A 17,815-nucleotide genomic window follows, 5' to 3' on the forward strand; every position below is an offset into this window, starting at 1 on the left:
CCAGCTTCGCGCATGCCCGGCATTTCAGAATCACTTGCGGGAATCATCAAACATAAGAGCTGAATAATGCTCGGCCTCCTGCGACGCCAAATGTCTCAAGACAAATCTTCAGAAGCCGCTCCCTCCGTACCGACAGAGTTCCAGGCTTCCCCGCCGGCACATGACAGAGTCCGGGATATGGAGGTCGTGAATGCCCTTGAGGCGGATGTCCTCAAGGCAATTCAGGGGGTCACTCAGGCCATTGCCGTTGCGGCCGCGGATGTGGCGGCGGTGGAGAAGGACTTGGCGCAAATCCGCATCCATGCGGAAGAGCTTGCCGCTTCCGGCCGCTCGGCTTCCGGTGAGACGCTCTCGCTGGCCTCTTCGACGCAAGAATTGACCGCGACGGCCTCCGAGATCGGCCGAGCGATGGACCATGCCAGCGAGCGGATCGACAGCGCCGTTCAGGCGGCGCAGAAGGCCGGCAGCCTGATCGAGCAGCTCTCCGCGGCAACCGCCGAAATCGTCGGCATCGTCGACACGATTTCCGCCGTGGCAAGGCAGACCAACCTTCTCGCATTGAACGCCACCATCGAGGCGGCTCGCGCCGGCGAGGCCGGGCGCGGCTTCGCCGTCGTCGCCAGCGAGGTCAAAACCCTCTCCACAGAGACGGCCAAGGCCGCCGACGGCATCCGGCAACGGATCGACCGTCTGCGCGAAACAGCGGAAGCGTCCACGGATGCGGTGGCCTCGGTCGTCGCCATGGTTCAGGACGTCCGCCCCGTGTTCGACACGGTGCGCAATGCAGTCGGGGAACAGAATGCCGCTATCGAGGAGGTCTCGCGCCTCGCAAGCGTCACATCGAACAGCGTGAGCAAGGTCAGCGACCGTGCAGGCGATGTGGACACCATCTCTCTCGATGCGAGCCATCGTGCCAACCAAGCCGATCAGGCGACGAGAACGGCGGATGGCTTGGCCAAGGCCCTGGGTCAGCGTTTCGTCACCGTCATTCGGCAGAGCGAGCTCGGCGACAGGCGCCAATCCGATCGCTTCCCCGTCGAGCGTCCCGTAACGATTCGCGCCGGCCTGAACAACTTTGTTTCACGTCTGATTGATCTCAGCACCGGCGGCGTGCTCTTGGCCTTGCCTGAAGCGATGCGCATGACACCCGGGCAGCATGCGGAGATCGAGACGCGAGAGACGGGACGCGTCAATGTTCGGATCGTCGCGTCGAGCTCCATGGGCCTCCATTGCACCTTCGACCGGCTCGACACCGAAGCACGCGGCCGCATCCAGAGCTTCGTCGCCGAGGTCGAGGCCAGCTACAAACCCCGCATCGTGCTGGCTCAGGAAACCGCCCGCAAGGTGGAGAAGCTGATCGAGCGGGCGGTAACGGATGGCAGCGTCTCGCGCGAGGCGGTCTTCGATACGGATTACCGGTTTCTTCCAGGCACGGATCCTGCGCAGTACGGCACCGCCTACCTTCCCGTTTTCGAGAGCGTCTTGCCGCCCATCCTCGAGAAAGTTCTGGCGTCCGATGCGGCAATGGCCTTTTGCCTGCCCATCGATCGCAACGGCTACATCCCGGTTCATAACCGGATCTATTCGCAGCCCCAGCGCGCCAACGACCCGATCTGGAACGCCGCCAATTGCCGGAACAAGCGGATCTTCGACGACCGCGCCGGAATCACCGCCGCCCGCTCCACGCGCCCGTTCATCGTGCAGGCCTATGCCCGTGACATGGGCGGCGGAAAGATCGTGATGATGCAGGAGGTGGACGTTCCGATCCGCGTTCTCGGACGTCATTGGGGAGGTTTGAGGATCGCTTACCGGGCTTAAGAAGAGCACGGCGAGCGTCCGGCCTCAGCCCTTCGGGAATTCCAGCCCCATCTCGCGATAGCGCTCGGGATCGTCGCTCCAGTTCTCGCGCACCTTCACGAAGATGAAGAGATGCACGGGCGCCTCGGCAATCTCGGCGATTTCCTTGCGTGCGGCCTGTCCGATGGCCTTGATGGTCTGGCCGCCCTTGCCGAGGACGATCTTGCGCTGGCTATCCCGTTCCACGAACACGGTCTGCTCGATGCGCACGGAGCCGTCCGGACGCTGCTGCCACTGGTCCGTCTCGACAGTAGACTGGTACGGCAGTTCCTCGTGCAGGCGCTCGTAGATTTTCTCGCGGGTGATCTCTGCGGCGAGCATGCGCAGTGGTGCGTCGGAGATCTGATCCTCCGGATAGAGCCACGGCCCTGCCGGCATCATGGCGGCGAGCTGGCTCTTCAGCGTGCCGATGCCGTCGCCGTTCAGCGCCGAGATCATGAAGGTATGGGCGAAAGGCACCTTCTCGTTGAGCTTCGCCGCCAATTCCAGGAGCTTCGAGCGCTCGATCAGATCGATCTTGTTGAGGATCAGCACCTTCGGCTGCTTCAGCTCGGGCAGTTTGCCGAGGATCGCCTCCGCCTCCTCATCGATGCCTCTGCGCACGTCGAGCAACAGGGCGACCACATCCGCGTCCCCTGCCCCGCCCCAGGCCGATGTGACCATGGCGCGGTCGAGGCGGCGCTTGGGCTTGAAGATGCCCGGCGTGTCCACGAATACAATCTGGGTGTCGCCTTCAAGGGCGATGCCGCGCACTAGAGCGCGCGTCGTCTGCACCTTGCGTGAAACGATGGAGACCTTGGACCCCACGAGCGCATTGAGCAGGGTCGACTTTCCTGCGTTGGGCGCGCCGATGAGCGCGACGAAACCCGCCTTGGTGTTGGTCGGCTCAGGCTGTTCCATGTTCTTCCTCCGTCCAGACGCCCTCCCGAAGGAGAAGGCGTCGCGCCGCGGCCTGTTCCGCAATGCGCTTCGATGTGCCCTGCCCGAACTCGGTTTCGGTACCCGTCACCTTCACCATCACCCGGAACTTGGGCGCATGATCCGGCCCCGTCTGTTCGGCGACGGTGTAGATGGGCGGCGGCAGGCCACGCCCTTGCGCCCATTCCTGAAGCGCGCTCTTGGGATCGCGCAGGGCGCGGCGAGGCGCTTCCAGCAATGGTTTGAAGCTGCGCTCCACCAGCTCCCTGGCCGCATCATAGCCGCCGTCAAGGAAAACGGCCCCGATGATTGCTTCGCACACGTCCGCCAGGATGGTCGGGTTGCGCCGCTCGCCCGAATGCGCCTCGCCCGCGCCGAGCTTGAGATAGGGGCCGACATCCCAGGCGATCGCGATTTCGGCACAGCTTTCGCGGCGTACCAGTTCGGCAAGGCGCCGTGACAGCTCGCCTTCGGGCGCTTTTGGGAACGCACTGTAAAGTGTCTCGGCAATGGCGAGGCCGAGCACCCGGTCCCCGAGGAACTCGAGCCGCTGATAGCTTTGTCCACTGGCCTTGGGGGCGCTCACATGCGTGAGAGCCTCATCGAGAAGTTCGGGCTTCTGAAACTGGTATTCCAGCCTCTTCAGCAATTCGTCATAATTGGGCTTGCGACGGGCCACGGCTCAATGAATCCGCTCGAACAGACGATTCCAGCGAATGTGCTGCGGCCACTCCCAGAAGCGCCACAGGGAGGCACCCTCGTCGATGGAGAAGAAGATGATCTCCGCCCGACCGACGAGGTTCTCAGCCGGAACCTGTCCCACATTCGCCTCGTCGCGGGAGTCGGTCGAGTTGTCCCGGTTGTCGCCCATCATGAAATAATGGCCGGGCTTGACCGTGTAGACCTCGGTGTTGTCCCAGTAAGCCCGGTCGCCCTTGAGCTCGATGACGAAATGACTGCTCCCGTCGGGGAAGGTTTCCTTGTAGCGGGGCACGGCGGTGGAGCGGCCGTATTCATCCACCGTCTGATAATCGTCCACGCGCTCGCGCTGAACCGGTTGTCCATTGATGTGCAGCACGCCGCCGATCACCTGGATCCGGTCGCCCGGCAGGCCGACGACCCGCTTGATGTAATCCGTGGAGTTGTCCTTGGGCAGCTTGAACACAGCAATGTCGCCACGCTTCGGCTCGGAGCCGAAGATGCGCCCGGAAAACAGGGGCGGGCTGAAGGGCATCGAGTGCTTGGAGTAGCCGTATGCATATTTCGAAACGAACAGATAGTCGCCGATCAGCAGAGTCGGAATGAGGGAGCCCGAGGGAATGTTGAAGGGCTGGAACAGGACAGTGCGGACCACCACCGCGATCAGGAGGGCCTGGATGATGACCTTGATCGTTTCCCAGAGACCTTCTTCTTCCTTTTTCTTCACGGTGACACCCATGCTTTGCTTGGCGTTGTCGCTCACTTGATCCGACCCATTCTTGAGGAACGCGACGGCTTGAAGCCGCCTTTGTGCGTCGCATGATCGAGAGCGGCTTGCACTGGGAGGCCGAAGTGCAAGCCGCTCTCGAGAAATCGAAGCTTAAGAGCTTCCGAACCCGCAGTCATGCCGGTTCGCCGCCATGCTCTAACCTATGGCGGGGACCGCCGCAACGCGCCCGTCTCGCCGAGGGGAATGGCCTCGATCACGACGAAGGCCTGAGCCAGAGGCGGATCGTCCGTCAGCGAGACGTGGATGACCGGCTCGTATCCCTGCGGGGTCATGCCCCTGAGCCGCTCCAGGGCTCCGCCGGAGAGTCGCAGCGTCGGGCGGCCGCCCGGCAGGTTCACAACCTCCATGTCGCGCCAGAACACCCCCTGGCTGAGCCCCGTTCCGAGCGCCTTGGCGCAGGCCTCCTTCGCGGCGAAGCGCCGGGCATAGGAGGGGGCACGGGCGGCGCGGCGGTCGCTGCGGGCCCGCTCGCCTTCCGTATAAATGCGGTGAGTGAAGCGGTCCCCGAAGCGTTCGATGGAGCGCTCGATCCGGCGGATGTCGCAGAGGTCCGATCCGATTCCGAGAATCATGCGGCTACCTGTGCCCTGCCCTCGTCCATGGCGGCGCGCATGGCGCGAACCGCCTCGTCAAGTCCCATAAAGATTGCCTCCCCGATAAGGAAATGGCCGATATTCAGCTCCACGACCTGCGGGATGGCAGCGACCGGACGAACCGAATTGAGCGCCAGACCGTGGCCGGCATGGATCTCCAGCCCAATGGAGGCCCCATGGGCGGCAGCCCCGCGCAGGCGCTCCAGCTCATGAGCGACCTTGGCCTCGTCACCATCGTCAACGGCTTCGCAATAGGTGCCGGTATGAAGCTCGACTACGGGCGCACCCAGTTCGCGGGCGGCGTCCATGACCTGGATCTCGGGCTCGACGAAGAGCGAGACGCGGATACCCTGGTCCTTCAATTCCTGAATCATCGGACGCAGATGGGTAGCGCCGCCGATGATGTCGAGTCCCCCTTCCGTCGTTCGCTCCTCGCGCTTTTCCGGCACGAGACAGCACGCATGGGGATGGATACGCGTGGCGATCTCGATCATCTCCGGTGTCGCCGCCATCTCGAAATTGAGGGGGACGAAAAGCTGGCGCTTCAGACGCTCCATATCCTGATCCCGGATATGGCGCCTGTCCTCGCGCAGATGGGCCGTAATGCCGTCAGCCCCGGCCAGCACGGCCATATGCGCGGCCCGGACGGGGTCTGGATGGATCCCCCCACGGGCATTCCGGACGGTCGCAACGTGGTCGATATTGACGCCAAGGCGGAGAGGAAGAGCTTTCATAGAGATGTTTTAGCCCAGACTGGTGCATTCGCCATAGCCCTGCTCAAGGTACAGGGAAGCTGTCAACGATAAAGAGGCGTTTCCCTTATCGCCACCTCGTCCATGCCCTCCCCGTCACGGACACCTGCAACAAAATCACAGACCTCGGCGCGAGTCCGGACATGACGAGCCGGGCACATGCAGGTACATTTGCATTATTCGATTTTTTCGACTATAGCCCCCGCTTCGCGTTCGCTCCGGCCGGGGGCTGAACGGACGGTGCGGCCTCCCGCACAGGGTTCTCGGACCCGTCGTCCCGTGTCTCCGCCTTCGACAACCGCTCGGGCCTTGCAGGCTCGAAGGGCTTGGCGCCGATCGGACGCGCGAAACCGGCCTGAACACTTACCCGAACGTGGTGCTTAGGCCAGATCCTCAAACCTGAGAAAGGCCCATTATGCCTCTCTACGAGCATATCTTCCTGGCCCGCCAGGACGTGACGCCCCAGCAGGTCGAAGCAATGGTCGACCAGTACAAGGGTGTTATCGAGCAGAACGGCGGCAACGTCGAGAAGACCGAGATGTGGGGCGTGAAGTCCCTCGCCTACCGCATCAAGAAGAACCGCAAGGCGCACTTCACGATGTTCAACCTCAACGCTCCTGCTAACGCGGTTGCCGAGATGGAACGTCAGATGCGCATCAACGAAGACATCCTTCGCTTCATGACCATCAAGGTCGACGAGCTCGAGACCGAGCCGTCCGTGATGATGCAGAAGCGTGACCGCGACGAGCGCAAGGACCGCGAGCGCCGCGAGCGCGACGGCGGCTTTGAAGGCGGCGAAGGCGAGGAGGCTTAATCATGGCATTTGGTGCTGGTGGCGGCGGTGGCCGTCGTCCGTTCTTCCGTCGTCGCAAGACCTGCCCGTTCTCGGGTCCCAACGCGCCGAAGATCGACTACAAGGACACGAAGCTCCTGTCCCGCTACATCTCTGAGCGCGGCAAGATTGTTCCTTCGCGCATCACGGCCGTATCGGCCAAGAAGCAGCGTGAACTCGCCCAGGCGATCAAGCGCGCCCGCTTCCTGGGCCTGCTGCCCTACGTGATCCGCTAATTTGACTTCCGGGTGGGGCGCGCTTTCCCGCGGCCCACCCGAAATCCTTTGCCCAGCGGTGAAAACCCGCCGGGTCAGTTGGGGCGACGGCCCCTAACCCTGCCGGCGAGCAGCGGGACAGCGAGAACCATGAATTTTATCGCAACAGGCATCGGCGCGGGCCTCGTCTCGGCCCTTCTGACAGTAGTGGTGGTCAAGGAGACCATGCTGGCTGTCCTGCTCGCCATGCTTGCTCCGCTTCCTATTCTCATCGTCGCGCTCGGCTGGAACCATCGCTCGGGGCTCGTCGCCACGCTGGTGGGCGGCCTGGCCATCGCGGTCTTCACGGGCTCGTCCGTCAGCGCCATCGGCTTCGTGGCCATCACCGGGCTGCCTGCATGGTGGCTCGCCTATTTGGCCCTCCTAGGGCGCCAGGGTGCCGACGGCACGATGGAGTGGTACCCCATCGGGCGGCTCCTCGCCTGGGTCGCCGCAACGGCAGCGGTAACCATCGTGGCCACGGGCGTGATTTCTTCGGGCGGCGATTACAGCGCCTTCCAGGCGCGGGCGCGCCAGATCGCTGAAGCCTTCGTCGCCCTCGTATTCGAGGCTCCCGAACAGGGGACCGAGGAAGCCCGTGAGGCTCTGACCGGTACGCTCGCGACCATGACGCCCGCCCTGTCGGCGTTCGGCTTCACCTTCTTCCTGGGCCTCTACCTCTGGCTCGCTGGGAAGATCGTCTCGGCTTCCGGGCGCCTGCCGCGCCCCTGGTCGCCGGTTCCGGAACTGGAGATGCCGCGCGCGATCCTCTGGGCGCCGGCGCTAGCATTCGTCCTGACGCAGTTCGAGGGCTTTGTCGGGGCACTCGGCTATGCTCTCTTTGGGGCGCTCCTGATGGCGTTCACCCTGCAGGGCCTTGCCGCCATCCATGAACGCACTCGGGGGAAGCCTGGACGCGGCTTCATCCTGGCGGGACTTTACGCGCTGCTGTTCATGACCCAGGGCATCATGGTGACCGCCCTGTCCCTCTTCGGCCTCGCCGATACGATCTTCGGCATTCGCCGCCGCTTCGGTGGAAAAGGGCCGAAACAGCCACCTACCCCTTCTATCTGATCACGAACATCAAAGGAGAATACCAATGGAAGTGATCCTTCTCGAACGCGTCGCGAAGCTCGGCCAGATGGGCGAAACCGTGAAGGTTCGCTCGGGCTACGCCCGCAATTACCTCCTGCCGCGCGGCAAGGCTCTGCGCGCCAGCGAGGCCAACAAGAAGCACTTCGAGCAGCAGCGCGCCCAGCTTGAGGCCCGCAACCTCGAGCGCCGCAAGGAAGCCGAGAGCGTCGCCGAGAAGCTGAACGGCCAGAGCTTCGTCATTCTCCGCCAATCCGGCGAGACGGGCGTGCTCTACGGCTCGGTCTCGACCCGCGACCTCGCCGAGGTGATGACCCAGAACGGCTTCACGGTCGATCGCAATCAGATCGTCCTTAACACGCCGATCAAGACCCTGGGTATGCACAATGTGCCGGTCACACTCCATCCGGAGGTCGAGGTCACGGTGACCATCAACGTTGCCCGCAGCCCCGAGGAAGCCGAGCGCCAGGCTCGCGGCGAGGCGGTCACTGCTCGCGAGGAGACCAGCTTGGACGACCTCGGCCTTGAGGTCGGCGCAGCCCTCGCCGACGCTGGCGACGTGGAGCTCTAAGCAATCAGACCCCATGGAAAGGCGGATCCGCCATTCCATGGGACACCCTGAGACGGACAGGAACCTGAGCCTTGCGTCGGTTCTTGCTTTGTTCCAGAATGAGCGCTTCTCATCGATTCGATGAGAAGCGCTTTTTCGTTGAGTTCTTCGGCCGCGGTAGAGTCAAGCCTGAAGAGTCGCGGGATCTCGCTGCGTGTGAGTATTGAGGACAATGAGGACAGGTGCCTCCAAGCCCCACTCCTGTGTCTGAACAGCAACCTTTCGGACACTAATTCGGGTCTAAGAGCATCAATCCTTCCCTCTTTTTCGGAGCGCCAGATGGCCACCGCCAATGCCCTGATCGCCCGTTTGGAAACCGCTGAGCCACAGTTTCGCACGCCTCCCAGCAACCTCGAGGCCGAACAGGCCCTGCTGGGCGCGATCCTGGTCAACAACGACGCCTATTACCGCGTCTCCGACTTCCTCCAGCCCGAGCATTTCATCGAGGATCTGCATCGCCGGATCTACGAGGTCGCGACCAGCCTCATCAAGCAGGGCAAGGTCGCGACCCCGATCACGATGAAGACCTTCCTCGGCGACCAGGACCTGGGCGGCGTCACCGTCTCGCAATATCTGGCCCGCCTCGCGGCCGAAGCGACCACGGTCATCAACGCCGAGGATTATGGCCGCACGATCCACGATCTCGCGATCCGCCGCAGCCTCATCAATATTGGCGAGGACATCGTCAACACCGCCTTCGACGCCCCCGTGGACAGTCCGCCGCGCGAGCAGATCGAGGAGGCGGAGCGTCGCCTCTATGCCATCGCCGAAACGGGCCGTTCCGACGGCGGCTTCCAGCGCTTCTCCGATGCGCTCACCACCGCCATCGACATGGCGGCGGCGGCCTACAAGCGCGAAGGCGCATTGTCGGGCATCTCGACTGGGCTCATCGACCTCGACAAGTCCCTCGGCGGTCTTCAGCCCTCGGACCTGATCATCCTCGCAGGCCGCCCTGCCATGGGTAAGACCTCGCTCGTAACGAACATCGCATTCAACATCGCCAAGGCCTACAAGGCGGAGAAGCAGCAGGACGGCTCTCTGAAGACCGTGAACGGCGGCATCGTGGGCTTCTTCTCCCTCGAAATGTCGGCGGAGCAGCTCGCCACCCGTATCATCGCGGAGCAGTCGGGCGTACCCTCCTATAAGATCCGCCGCGGCGACATGCGCGAGGACGATTTTTACAAGATCACCGAAGCCGCCCGCGAGATGCAGTCGATCCCCTTCTATATCGACCAGACAGGCGGCATCTCGATCGCGCAACTCACCGCCCGCGCACGACGTCTCAAGCGCCAGCGCGGCCTCGATCTTCTCATCGTGGACTACCTGCAGCTACTCTCGGGCTCGGCGAAGAAGGGCGAGAACCGGGTGCAGGAGTTGACCGAAATCACCACCGGCCTGAAGGCGCTCGCCAAGGAACTTTCCGTTCCGCTTATCGCACTCTCCCAGCTCTCCCGTCAGGTCGAGGCGCGCGACGACAAACGGCCGCAGCTCGCCGACCTTCGTGAATCGGGCTCGATCGAACAAGATGCCGACGTGGTCATGTTCGTTTACCGCGAGGAGTACTATCTGAAGAACAAGGAGCCGAAGCCCGGCACCGAAGAATACTTCAAGTGGCAGGCGGAGATGGATCAGGTTCACGGCAAGGCCGAGGTCATCATCGGCAAGCAGCGTCACGGTCCGACCGGCACCGTGCAGCTCGCCTTCCAGGCCGACATCACCCGCTTCACCAACCTCGCAGACGAAGACAAACTACCCGAACGGATCGGCGATTGACCAGGACCGAACAGACAAGCTCCGTCAGCCCCATCCCCCAGGAGATGGCCGGCGGCCTCCTCCACATCGACCTTTCTGCCCTGGCCTCTAACTGGCGCACGCTGCGCGATGCTGCGGGCGGCGCACAGGCCGCCGCGGTGGTCAAGGCCGACGCTTACGGTACCGGGATCGAGCAGGCGGTTCCCGCTCTCGCGCAGGCCGGATGCCACACGTTCTTCGTGGCGCATCTGAGCGAGGCGATCAGGGTACGGGTTGTGGCACCCGGCGCCACGATCTACGTGCTCAACGGCCTGTTCCCCGGAACGCCTCCCGCTTACCTGGAGCATGGCCTGCGGCCCGTGCTCGGCTCCTTTGAGGAGATCGAGGAATGGGCGGCGTTCTGCCGAGCGCAGGGGCAGAAGCATGCCGCCGCGATCCATGTCGATACCGGTATGAACCGCCTCGGCCTCACGGTTCCCCAGGGCCTGACGCTGAAAGACCGCACGGAGCTGAATGACTTCGAAACAGCGCTTCTCATGAGCCATTTCGTGAGCGCGGAAGAAAGCGGCAATCCGATCAATCTCCGACAGATCGAGGCCTTCAAGGCGGTTCGCGAGACATTGCCCGGTATATCGGCCTCGCTCGCCAACTCCTCCGGCATCTTCCTCAAGGAGAAGCCGCATTTCGACCTTGTGCGGCCGGGCTATGCCCTCTATGGCGGCAACCCGCTGCCGGATCAGGACAATCCCATGAGGCCCGTCGTCGGCCTCGAAGCGCGCATCGTTCAGCTGCGCTGGGTCGAGGAAGACGACACTGTCGGCTATAACGCACGCTGGCTCGCTCTCGGCCGCCGCCGCATCGCTACGCTCTCCATCGGCTATGCGGATGGCTATCCGCGCTCGGCGAGCGCGCGCGGCAGGAGCGGCGAGGAGCTTCTGGCCGGTCAGGTTCTGATCGCCGGACGTCCCTGCCCCTTCGCAGGCAACGTCTCCATGGACCTGATCACCGTCGACGTGACCGAAATTCCGGAAAGGAACGTCAAGCGCGGCGACACGGCAACCGTGATCGGCGGTGCTCTCACCGTCGATGAAGTCGGCCGCCGGGCTGGGACCATCGGCTACGAGATCCTCACCAGTCTGGGCCGCCGCTATGCCCGCACCTATCGCGGTAGGCAGGCTTGATGGCCAAGCGTCATCCCTCCTTCGTCTGCCAGGAATGCGGGGCGGTCTATAACCGCTGGAAGGGAAAGTGCGAGGCCTGCGGCGGCTGGAACACCATCGTCGAGGAGACGGGATCCGCAAGCCCCATGTCGGGCCCCGTCGCCACACGTCCCTCGCGTGCGAAGGGCCGCATCTTCCCACTCGAAGGTCTGTCCGGCGAGACCAAGGAAGCGCCGCGCACCCCGTCCGGCATCGCGGAACTCGACCGCGTGACGGGCGGCGGATTTGTGCACGGCTCCATCATCCTGCTCGGAGGCGATCCCGGCATCGGCAAATCGACCCTGCTGATGCAGGCCTCCGCCGCCCTCGCCAATCGCGGCGAGCGGGTCGCCTATATCTCGGGCGAAGAAGCGGTGGCGCAGGTACGCCTGCGCGCCGAGCGGCTGGGTCTGGGACAGGCGCCGGTGGAACTCGCCTCCGAGACCAATGTGGAAGACATCATCGCCACCTTGAGCCAAGGCCGCCCGCCTGCGCTCGCGATCATCGATTCCATTCAGACCATGTGGACCGAGACCGTGGAATCGGCGCCCGGAACGGTCACGCAGGTACGCGGCTCCGCCCAGGCGCTCATCCGCTTCGCGAAGACCACGGGCACCGCCGTCATTCTCGTGGGCCACGTCACCAAGGACGGACAGATCGCCGGGCCCCGTGTGGTCGAGCACATGGTGGATGCGGTGGTATCGTTCGAAGGCGATACGGGACACCATTTCCGTATCCTGCGCGCAGTGAAGAACCGCTTCGGCCCAACCGACGAGATCGGCGTTTTCGAGATGTCCGATCAGGGACTGCGCGAGGTTCCCAATCCGTCAGAGCTGTTCCTCGCCGGGCGCGATCTGGCCACTCCCGGAACCGCCGTCTTCGCCGGGATGGAGGGCACGCGTCCGCTCCTCGTGGAGATCCAGGCCCTCGTTGCCCCCTCTTCCCTGGGTACGCCGCGCCGCGCCGTCGTGGGCTGGGACCAAAGCCGCCTGTCCATGGTTCTCGCCGTGCTGGAAGCTCATGGCGGTTTGAAGCTCGGCATGCATGACGTCTATCTCAATGTCGCGGGCGGATTGCGGATCACCGAGCCTGCCGCGGATCTCGCAGCGGCGGCGGCTCTCGTCTCTTCCCTGTCCGGCAATCCGCTGCCGCCTGACACGGTCTACTTCGGCGAGCTGGGCCTGTCCGGAGCGATCCGTCCGGTAGCTCAGGAACAATCCCGCCTGAAGGAGGCCGCCAAGCTCGGTTTTTCGAGTGCCGTGTCCCCCGCTCCGCGTGTCGACAAGAACAAGCCGGAAAAGCTGCCTCTCGCTACATCCTCCATCGGCCATATCACCGATCTCGTCGCAGGAATCGCCGCACGGCGGCGTAAGGTTTCCTGAACCAACCTCCTTTAACCAGTCCCTCTAGCGCATCGACCCTAAAAGTCGTCCCGATCTCGGGGCCTGCGCTCCACTTCCGGAACAGGGCATCGCCCCTTCATCAGCGGAGCGGGAGTGCCATGGCGCTCCCGCTCCCGCCATCACCGGCATCGTGCCGGTAATCCCGAAGAATTGATCCGCCGCGCACGTCCCATCGAGATAGCCGGGACAGGCGAGGCCATGACACGATAGGCGGATCGGAAAAGAGAGTCCGCCTTTCCATCCGATGCCTTAGACCATCCGGTCTAATTGATCTTTATCGGCAATTTCATTTCTTTAGCCACCAAGCTCTTCAGGAGTACCTCATCGGTGGGAGAGCAAGTCTTCCTATCTATCGAGGAAATTATGGCTACGATTCTTCTCTCCGATGTGACGTTCCTTGAAACAGCGCCGGCAGGAACGGTCATTGGTACCTTGAGCATTGATGGCGGCTCCATTGACGAGACCTTCACCTATACGCTCGCCGACAGCCTGAGCGAGCGCTTCGAAATCAAGTTCAACGCGGTGACGGGCCTCTACGAATTGATCTTGAAGACCGCTGGCGGCTCGCTGTTCGACTACGAGACTGCCGAACTCAAGGAATTCTCCATCTCGGTTTCTGCCGAGGGCTCCGACGGCACGGTAGTTGCAGACACTGCTTTCACGGTCTCCGTAAACGACAACACCGCACCGACCGCTGTCGCTCTGCTGAACACCTCGGTGATCGAGCATGCGGAAAACGGAATGGAGATCGGCGCCCTCTCGGTGACGGATCCGGATTCTGGCGAGACCTTCACCTACACGCTGACCGACGATGCCGGCGGCCGCTTCGACGTTGTCGACGGCAAGATCGTCGTGAAAGACGGTTCGCTGCTGGATTATCTGGTTGCGCAGTCCCACCAGATCACGGTCGAGGTCAAGGACTCCGACAACAACACCTATATGGCCAGCCTGACCATTGAGGTGTCCGATGTCTTCGACTTCGTGAACGGCACGTGGAAGAACGACCGTCTCGTCGGCGGAGCGGGCGCGGACGTGATCAAGGGCTTCTCCGGCAACGACCGGCTCTATGGACTGGGCGGCAACGACGTTCTCAAGGGCGGCGCGGGCAAGGACATCCTCTTCGGAGGTTCAGGCAAGGACACTTTCGTGTTCGACACGGCCGTGAAGAAGGGGCATTTCGACTATGTCGTGGACTTCAACCCGGTCGATGACACCATCCAGATCAGCCTCGCAGCCCTGAAGGCATTCAAGGTTAAGGTTGCCAAACAAGAGGTCCACGAAACTCTGGCTGGCACGAAGGCGGGCAAGGCGAAGGGCTTCTACAGCCTCGACAAGGTCTTCGAGAAGGGCAAGCTGGAAAGCAAGTTCTTCGCCAAAGGCCATGCGAGGGACTCCTATGATTTCGTCACCTACGACAGCAAGACCGGCTTCGTTTACCTCGATCTTGACGGCTCGGGCCGCGGCAAGGGATTCGCGATCGCCAAGCTGAAGCCGGGCACCTCCGTCTCTGCCGGAGACTTCCTCTTCGTTTGATCCGAATTTCCGATGTCGGGCAGGCGGTAAACCCCGGCCCGGCACCGTGAAAATCGTGTCATCCGCCGTCGGGGAGTTTTCCCGCGACATCGCCGCTACCGCCACCAGCGTCGAGGTTGCGGCGATGCTTCTGGTTACGCCATCGTTATCTGTTTCGCCGCATTCGCACGAAGACGGCGCATGCCCTGTCATCCGGCGGTGCAATCTCATGGATCGAGCGGGCACATTCGCGCTCCGCCCTTAGGCCATCCGGTCTAATTGACCTCTCCTCTCGATCATTTACTCCGGTACATGAGCTTTTTCGGCGCGTTTGCCGCCCGCGAGAGTTCACAGGTCCTCCTCTCCCCCTGACCTCGGCGGCTTCTGCCGAGGTCTTTTTTCATGTCCTCTTTTCGAAGCTCCTGCCCCGCCCCACCATAGGGGTGACGAAAGCGTCTCTTGGGGCTATACAGCCTGGCCTCGATCCGCGATTGCGGCCCTTGTCCTTATTTCTGCGTAGGCTTGGCTCATGCCCTTTTCTGTTCTGGACCTCGTCGTCATCGGAATCGTCCTGATCTCGGCCCTTCTCGCGGCCGTGCGCGGCTTCACCCGCGAGGTTCTGGCCATCGTGGCCTGGGTGGTGGCCGCGGCCGCGGCCTGGTACCTGCACCCAGCGGCCCTGCCCATCGCGCAACAATACATCAGCAGCAACACGGTGGCGCTCGTGGCGGCGATCGGCGCGATCTTCGTGGTGACCTTGATCATCGTGTCGATCATCACCGTTCAGATTTCCGACCTCATTCTCGACTCCCGCATCGGCGCCCTCGACCGCACGCTGGGCCTGTTCTTCGGCGCGGCTCGCGGCTTTCTGATCTGCGTGATCGGCTGGGCATTCCTGAGCTGGCTGCTTCAGGGCAAGGAGCCCGAATGGGCGGTCGCTTCCAAGACCCGCCCGGCGATGGAGAATACCCGCGACAGCATCATCGCCATGCTGCCGGAGAACACGGAAGCCCTGCTCCAGAAGCTCAAGACACCCGAAGCCCCGGACGCCGAGCCTGTGGAGCCGGTCGAGCCGGACCCGCAGCGCGGAACCGCGCCGGCTCCGTCCGCTCCCGCGCCGCAGCCCTCCCAGCGCCGGGGCTGACCCGCTTCTGTTCACTGATTAACGAGCGACAGGAAAACCCATTGGCGTTTGGCCTCGGGGGGATTACATAGAGCCCGCGCCGGTGGGGGCGCGGATCCCAAGGAAATCATGATGTCTTCCAGGTCTGAGACGTGGCAGGTCACCCCCAAGAAGGTGGACCTCGACCTCGACGGCGATACCCTGCGTGAAGAATGCGGTGTCTTCGGCATCTACGGTCATCCGGATGCGGCGGCGATCACCGCCCTTGGCCTGCATGCCCTTCAGCACCGCGGCCAGGAGGCGGCCGGCATTGTCTCCTTCGATGGTGACGTATTCCATTCCGAACGAAAGCTCGGCCTTGTCGGCGACAGCTTCTCCGACCGGACGACCATCGAGCGGCTTGGAGGCGTGTCTGCCATCGGCCACGTGCGCTATTCGACCACCGGCGAGACCGTGCTGCGCAACGTGCAGCCCCTCTTCGCGGAACTCGATGGCGGCGGCTTCGCCGTGGCTCACAACGGCAATCTCACAAACGGCCTCACTCTGCGCCGCAACCTGATCCGTGACGGGGCGATCTGCCAGTCCACAACAGATACGGAAGTGATCGTCCACTTGGTCGCCCGCAGCCGCAAGGGCCGGGTGGTCGACCGCTTCGTGGAAGCGATTCAGAAGATCGAGGGCGCCTATGCGCTCGTGGCCCTCACCAACAAGAAGCTGATCGGCGCCCGTGATCCCATGGGCATCCGCCCGCTGGTGCTGGGCGAGCTCGACGGCCGTTATATCCTGACCTCCGAGACCTGCGCGCTCGACATCATCGGCGCCCGCTTCGTCCGGGACGTGGAGAATGGCGAATGCGTGGTGATCTCCGAGGAGGGCGTGGAATCCTTCCGCTTCGCGGACAAAGTGCCACCCCGTCCCTGCATCTTCGAATACATCTACTTCGCCCGCCCGGACTCCATCGTGAACGGCCGCAGCGTGTACGAGGTCCGAAAGGGCATGGGCCGCGAACTCGCCAAAGAATCCCCCGCCGATGCAGACGTGGTCATTCCGGTGCCGGATTCGGGAGTCCCGGCAGCGCTGGGCTTCGCCCAGTCCTGCGGCCTGCCCTATGAGCTCGGCATCATCCGCAACCATTACGTTGGCCGCACCTTCATCCAGCCCACCCAGTCGGTCCGCGAACTCGGCGTGCGCATGAAGCACTCGGCGAACCGCGCCGCCATCGAGGGCAAGCGCATCGTCCTGGTTGACGACAGCCTCGTGCGCGGCACGACCTCCGTGAAGATCGTGCGCATGATGCGCGAGGCCGGCGCAAAGGAAGTGCATTTCCGAATCGCGAGCCCGCCGATCACCCATCCCGATTTCTATGGCATCGACACGCCGGAGAAGGAGAAGCTCCTCGCCGCCACGCACGATCTCGAACAGATGCGGGAGTACATCGGCGCGGACTCCCTGGCCTTCCTGTCCATCGAGGGCATCTACCGGGCAATGGGCGAAAAGGGCCGCGATCCGGCACAGCCGCAATTCACCGACCATTGCTTCACGGGCGATTACCCGACGGCTCTGACGGACCTGTCCGTCGCCACCCCGCGCCGCCTCGCCCTTCTGGCCGAAGCCGACTGAGGACGCCTCATGGACAAGCCCCTTCTCAACCGCGTCGCAGTCGTCACCGGCGCCTCCCGCGGCATCGGGCGCGCGGCCGCGCTGGCGCTGGCCGAGGCCGGCGCGCACATCGTCGCGGTGGCCCGCACCCAGGGCGCGCTGGAGAGCCTCGACGACGAAATCCGCGCGAAAGGCTCCTCCGCGACCCTCGTGCCGGTGAACCTGAAGGATCTCGACGCTCTCGACCGGCTGGGCGCCGCGATCTACGAGCGCTGGGGCAAGCTCGACATCCTCCTCGGCAATGCGGGCCAGCTCGGCGAGCTCGCCCCGATCACCCATATCGACCAGCCGGTCTGGGAGGAGGTGATGACCGTGAACGTCACGGCCAATTACCGCCTCATCCGCTCCTTCGATCCGCTGCTGCGCGCATCCGATGCGGGTCGCGCCATCTTCCTGACCTCCGGCGCTGCCCACAAGTGCAACGCCTATTGGGGCACCTATTCGATCTCCAAGGCCGCCCTGGAGGCGCTCGTGCGGACCTACGCGGCCGAAACGGTGACGACGCCGGTCAAGGTGATGCTCCTGAGCCCGGGCCCCCTGCGCACCTCCATGCGCCGTGCCGCCATGCCGGGCGAGGACCCGTTGACCCTCAAGACGCCCGAGGACCTCGCGCCCCACATCGTGAAGCTCGCCCTGCCCACGTGGACCGAGACCGGCAAGATCTACGACTTCGCGCAAGGCGGCCAAATCCTTACGCCGCAGATGCCGGCCTGAAGCACTCCCGGGACCCTCGCGCTCCCGGCGAAGGGCCGGGAATGACGAGAGAGGAC

Annotated in this window: 17 protein-coding genes; 12 read left to right on the top strand and 5 right to left on the bottom strand. The window is 63.5% G+C overall.

What is annotated here, in order from left to right; genetic code table 11:
* Positions 1 to 177: 177 nt before the first annotated feature.
* Positions 178 to 1,818 carry a methyl-accepting chemotaxis protein gene (locus GR328_RS06035; RefSeq protein ID WP_205789770.1) on the top strand — a complete coding sequence of 547 codons (1,641 nt, stop codon included), beginning with the start codon at positions 178 to 180 and terminating at the stop codon, positions 1,816 to 1,818.
* A 24-nt stretch (positions 1,819 to 1,842) separates the two neighbouring features.
* Here the strand turns inward: GR328_RS06035 and era are convergent, their stop codons facing one another.
* From era to GR328_RS06060, 5 genes are all read right to left on the bottom strand, one after another.
* Positions 1,843 to 2,757 carry a GTPase Era gene (gene era / locus GR328_RS06040; RefSeq protein WP_160883622.1) on the bottom strand — a complete coding sequence of 305 codons (915 nt, stop codon included), beginning with the start codon at positions 2,755 to 2,757 and terminating at the stop codon, positions 1,843 to 1,845.
* Positions 2,744 to 3,454: a ribonuclease III gene (gene rnc, locus GR328_RS06045; RefSeq protein ID WP_160883623.1), complete on the bottom strand. Its 711-nt coding sequence runs from the start codon at positions 3,452 to 3,454 to the stop codon at positions 2,744 to 2,746. Before rnc ends, era begins: the two co-directional genes overlap by 14 nt.
* Positions 3,455 to 3,457: 3 nt before the next feature.
* Entirely contained in the window at positions 3,458 to 4,213 is a 756-nt protein-coding gene (gene lepB, locus GR328_RS06050; protein WP_160883741.1) for a signal peptidase I, read from the bottom strand.
* A gap of 191 nt (positions 4,214 to 4,404) precedes the next feature.
* Positions 4,405 to 4,836 (bottom strand): holo-ACP synthase, encoded by a 432-nt coding sequence (gene acpS / locus GR328_RS06055; protein ID WP_160883624.1) that lies wholly within the window; start codon positions 4,834 to 4,836, stop codon positions 4,405 to 4,407.
* The gene (locus tag GR328_RS06060) at positions 4,833 to 5,591 is read right to left on the bottom strand and encodes a pyridoxine 5'-phosphate synthase (protein ID WP_160883625.1); all 759 of its coding nucleotides are present in this window, start codon (positions 5,589 to 5,591) and stop codon (positions 4,833 to 4,835) included. The genes acpS and GR328_RS06060 overlap by 4 nt, the downstream gene beginning before the upstream one ends.
* A 433-nt stretch (positions 5,592 to 6,024) precedes the next feature.
* Between GR328_RS06060 and rpsF the strand changes: the two genes are divergently transcribed.
* From rpsF to GR328_RS06115, 11 genes are all read left to right on the top strand, one after another.
* Entirely contained in the window at positions 6,025 to 6,423 is a 399-nt protein-coding gene (gene rpsF / locus GR328_RS06065; RefSeq protein WP_160883626.1) for a 30S ribosomal protein S6, read from the top strand.
* 2 nt (positions 6,424 to 6,425) lie between these two features.
* Positions 6,426 to 6,677, top strand: coding sequence for a 30S ribosomal protein S18 (gene rpsR, locus GR328_RS06070; RefSeq protein WP_160883627.1), 252 nt, complete (start codon positions 6,426 to 6,428; stop codon positions 6,675 to 6,677).
* A gap of 129 nt (positions 6,678 to 6,806) precedes the next feature.
* Entirely contained in the window at positions 6,807 to 7,769 is a 963-nt protein-coding gene (locus GR328_RS06075; RefSeq protein WP_160883628.1) for a DUF2232 domain-containing protein, read from the top strand.
* Between the two features lie 25 nt (positions 7,770 to 7,794).
* Positions 7,795 to 8,358 carry a 50S ribosomal protein L9 gene (rplI, locus tag GR328_RS06080; protein ID WP_160883629.1) on the top strand — a complete coding sequence of 188 codons (564 nt, stop codon included), beginning with the start codon at positions 7,795 to 7,797 and terminating at the stop codon, positions 8,356 to 8,358.
* 318 nt (positions 8,359 to 8,676) lie between these two features.
* Complete coding sequence (locus tag GR328_RS06085) at positions 8,677 to 10,170, top strand: replicative DNA helicase (RefSeq protein WP_160883630.1); 1,494 nt, start codon at positions 8,677 to 8,679, stop codon at positions 10,168 to 10,170.
* A 44-nt stretch (positions 10,171 to 10,214) separates the two neighbouring features.
* Positions 10,215 to 11,330 (top strand): alanine racemase, encoded by a 1,116-nt coding sequence (gene alr / locus GR328_RS06090; protein ID WP_160883742.1) that lies wholly within the window; start codon positions 10,215 to 10,217, stop codon positions 11,328 to 11,330.
* Positions 11,330 to 12,730: a DNA repair protein RadA gene (gene radA, locus GR328_RS06095; RefSeq protein ID WP_160883631.1), complete on the top strand. Its 1,401-nt coding sequence runs from the start codon at positions 11,330 to 11,332 to the stop codon at positions 12,728 to 12,730. The genes alr and radA overlap by 1 nt, the downstream gene beginning before the upstream one ends.
* Positions 12,731 to 13,114: 384 nt before the next feature.
* Positions 13,115 to 14,284, top strand: coding sequence for a hypothetical protein (locus GR328_RS27960; protein ID WP_160883632.1), 1,170 nt, complete (start codon positions 13,115 to 13,117; stop codon positions 14,282 to 14,284).
* A 508-nt stretch (positions 14,285 to 14,792) separates the two neighbouring features.
* Complete coding sequence (locus GR328_RS06105; protein ID WP_160883633.1) at positions 14,793 to 15,407, top strand: CvpA family protein; 615 nt, start codon at positions 14,793 to 14,795, stop codon at positions 15,405 to 15,407.
* A 111-nt stretch (positions 15,408 to 15,518) separates the two neighbouring features.
* Positions 15,519 to 17,006: an amidophosphoribosyltransferase gene (gene purF / locus GR328_RS06110; RefSeq protein WP_160883634.1), complete on the top strand. Its 1,488-nt coding sequence runs from the start codon at positions 15,519 to 15,521 to the stop codon at positions 17,004 to 17,006.
* A 9-nt stretch (positions 17,007 to 17,015) separates the two neighbouring features.
* Positions 17,016 to 17,759, top strand: coding sequence for an SDR family NAD(P)-dependent oxidoreductase (locus GR328_RS06115; RefSeq protein ID WP_160883635.1), 744 nt, complete (start codon positions 17,016 to 17,018; stop codon positions 17,757 to 17,759).
* Positions 17,760 to 17,815: the final 56 nt, after the last annotated feature.

This window comes from Microvirga makkahensis, assembly GCF_009830105.1.
Taxonomy (GTDB): Bacteria; Pseudomonadota; Alphaproteobacteria; order Rhizobiales; family Beijerinckiaceae; genus Microvirga; species Microvirga makkahensis.

Bases quoted from the DNA above. Each gene is read 5' to 3' on its own strand.
- GR328_RS06105 (WP_160883633.1), top strand. From the start codon at position 14,793: ATGCCCTTTTCTGTTCTGGACCTCGTCGTCATCGGAATCGTCCTGATC.
- radA (WP_160883631.1), top strand. From the start codon at position 11,330: ATGGCCAAGCGTCATCCCTCCTTCGTCTGCCAGGAATGCGGGGCGGTC.
- GR328_RS06085 (WP_160883630.1), top strand. From the start codon at position 8,677: ATGGCCACCGCCAATGCCCTGATCGCCCGTTTGGAAACCGCTGAGCCA.
- rplI (WP_160883629.1), top strand. From the start codon at position 7,795: ATGGAAGTGATCCTTCTCGAACGCGTCGCGAAGCTCGGCCAGATGGGC.
- GR328_RS06115 (WP_160883635.1), top strand. From the start codon at position 17,016: ATGGACAAGCCCCTTCTCAACCGCGTCGCAGTCGTCACCGGCGCCTCC.
- GR328_RS06075 (WP_160883628.1), top strand. From the start codon at position 6,807: ATGAATTTTATCGCAACAGGCATCGGCGCGGGCCTCGTCTCGGCCCTT.
- rpsR (WP_160883627.1), top strand. From the start codon at position 6,426: ATGGCATTTGGTGCTGGTGGCGGCGGTGGCCGTCGTCCGTTCTTCCGT.
- era (WP_160883622.1), bottom strand. From the start codon at position 2,757: ATGGAACAGCCTGAGCCGACCAACACCAAGGCGGGTTTCGTCGCGCTC.
- acpS (WP_160883624.1), bottom strand. From the start codon at position 4,836: ATGATTCTCGGAATCGGATCGGACCTCTGCGACATCCGCCGGATCGAG.
- alr (WP_160883742.1), top strand. From the start codon at position 10,215: ATGGCCGGCGGCCTCCTCCACATCGACCTTTCTGCCCTGGCCTCTAAC.
- GR328_RS27960 (WP_160883632.1), top strand. From the start codon at position 13,115: ATGGCTACGATTCTTCTCTCCGATGTGACGTTCCTTGAAACAGCGCCG.
- GR328_RS06035 (WP_205789770.1), top strand. From the start codon at position 178: ATGGAGGTCGTGAATGCCCTTGAGGCGGATGTCCTCAAGGCAATTCAG.
- lepB (WP_160883741.1), bottom strand. From the start codon at position 4,213: ATGGGTGTCACCGTGAAGAAAAAGGAAGAAGAAGGTCTCTGGGAAACG.
- purF (WP_160883634.1), top strand. From the start codon at position 15,519: ATGTCTTCCAGGTCTGAGACGTGGCAGGTCACCCCCAAGAAGGTGGAC.
- rpsF (WP_160883626.1), top strand. From the start codon at position 6,025: ATGCCTCTCTACGAGCATATCTTCCTGGCCCGCCAGGACGTGACGCCC.
- GR328_RS06060 (WP_160883625.1), bottom strand. From the start codon at position 5,591: ATGAAAGCTCTTCCTCTCCGCCTTGGCGTCAATATCGACCACGTTGCG.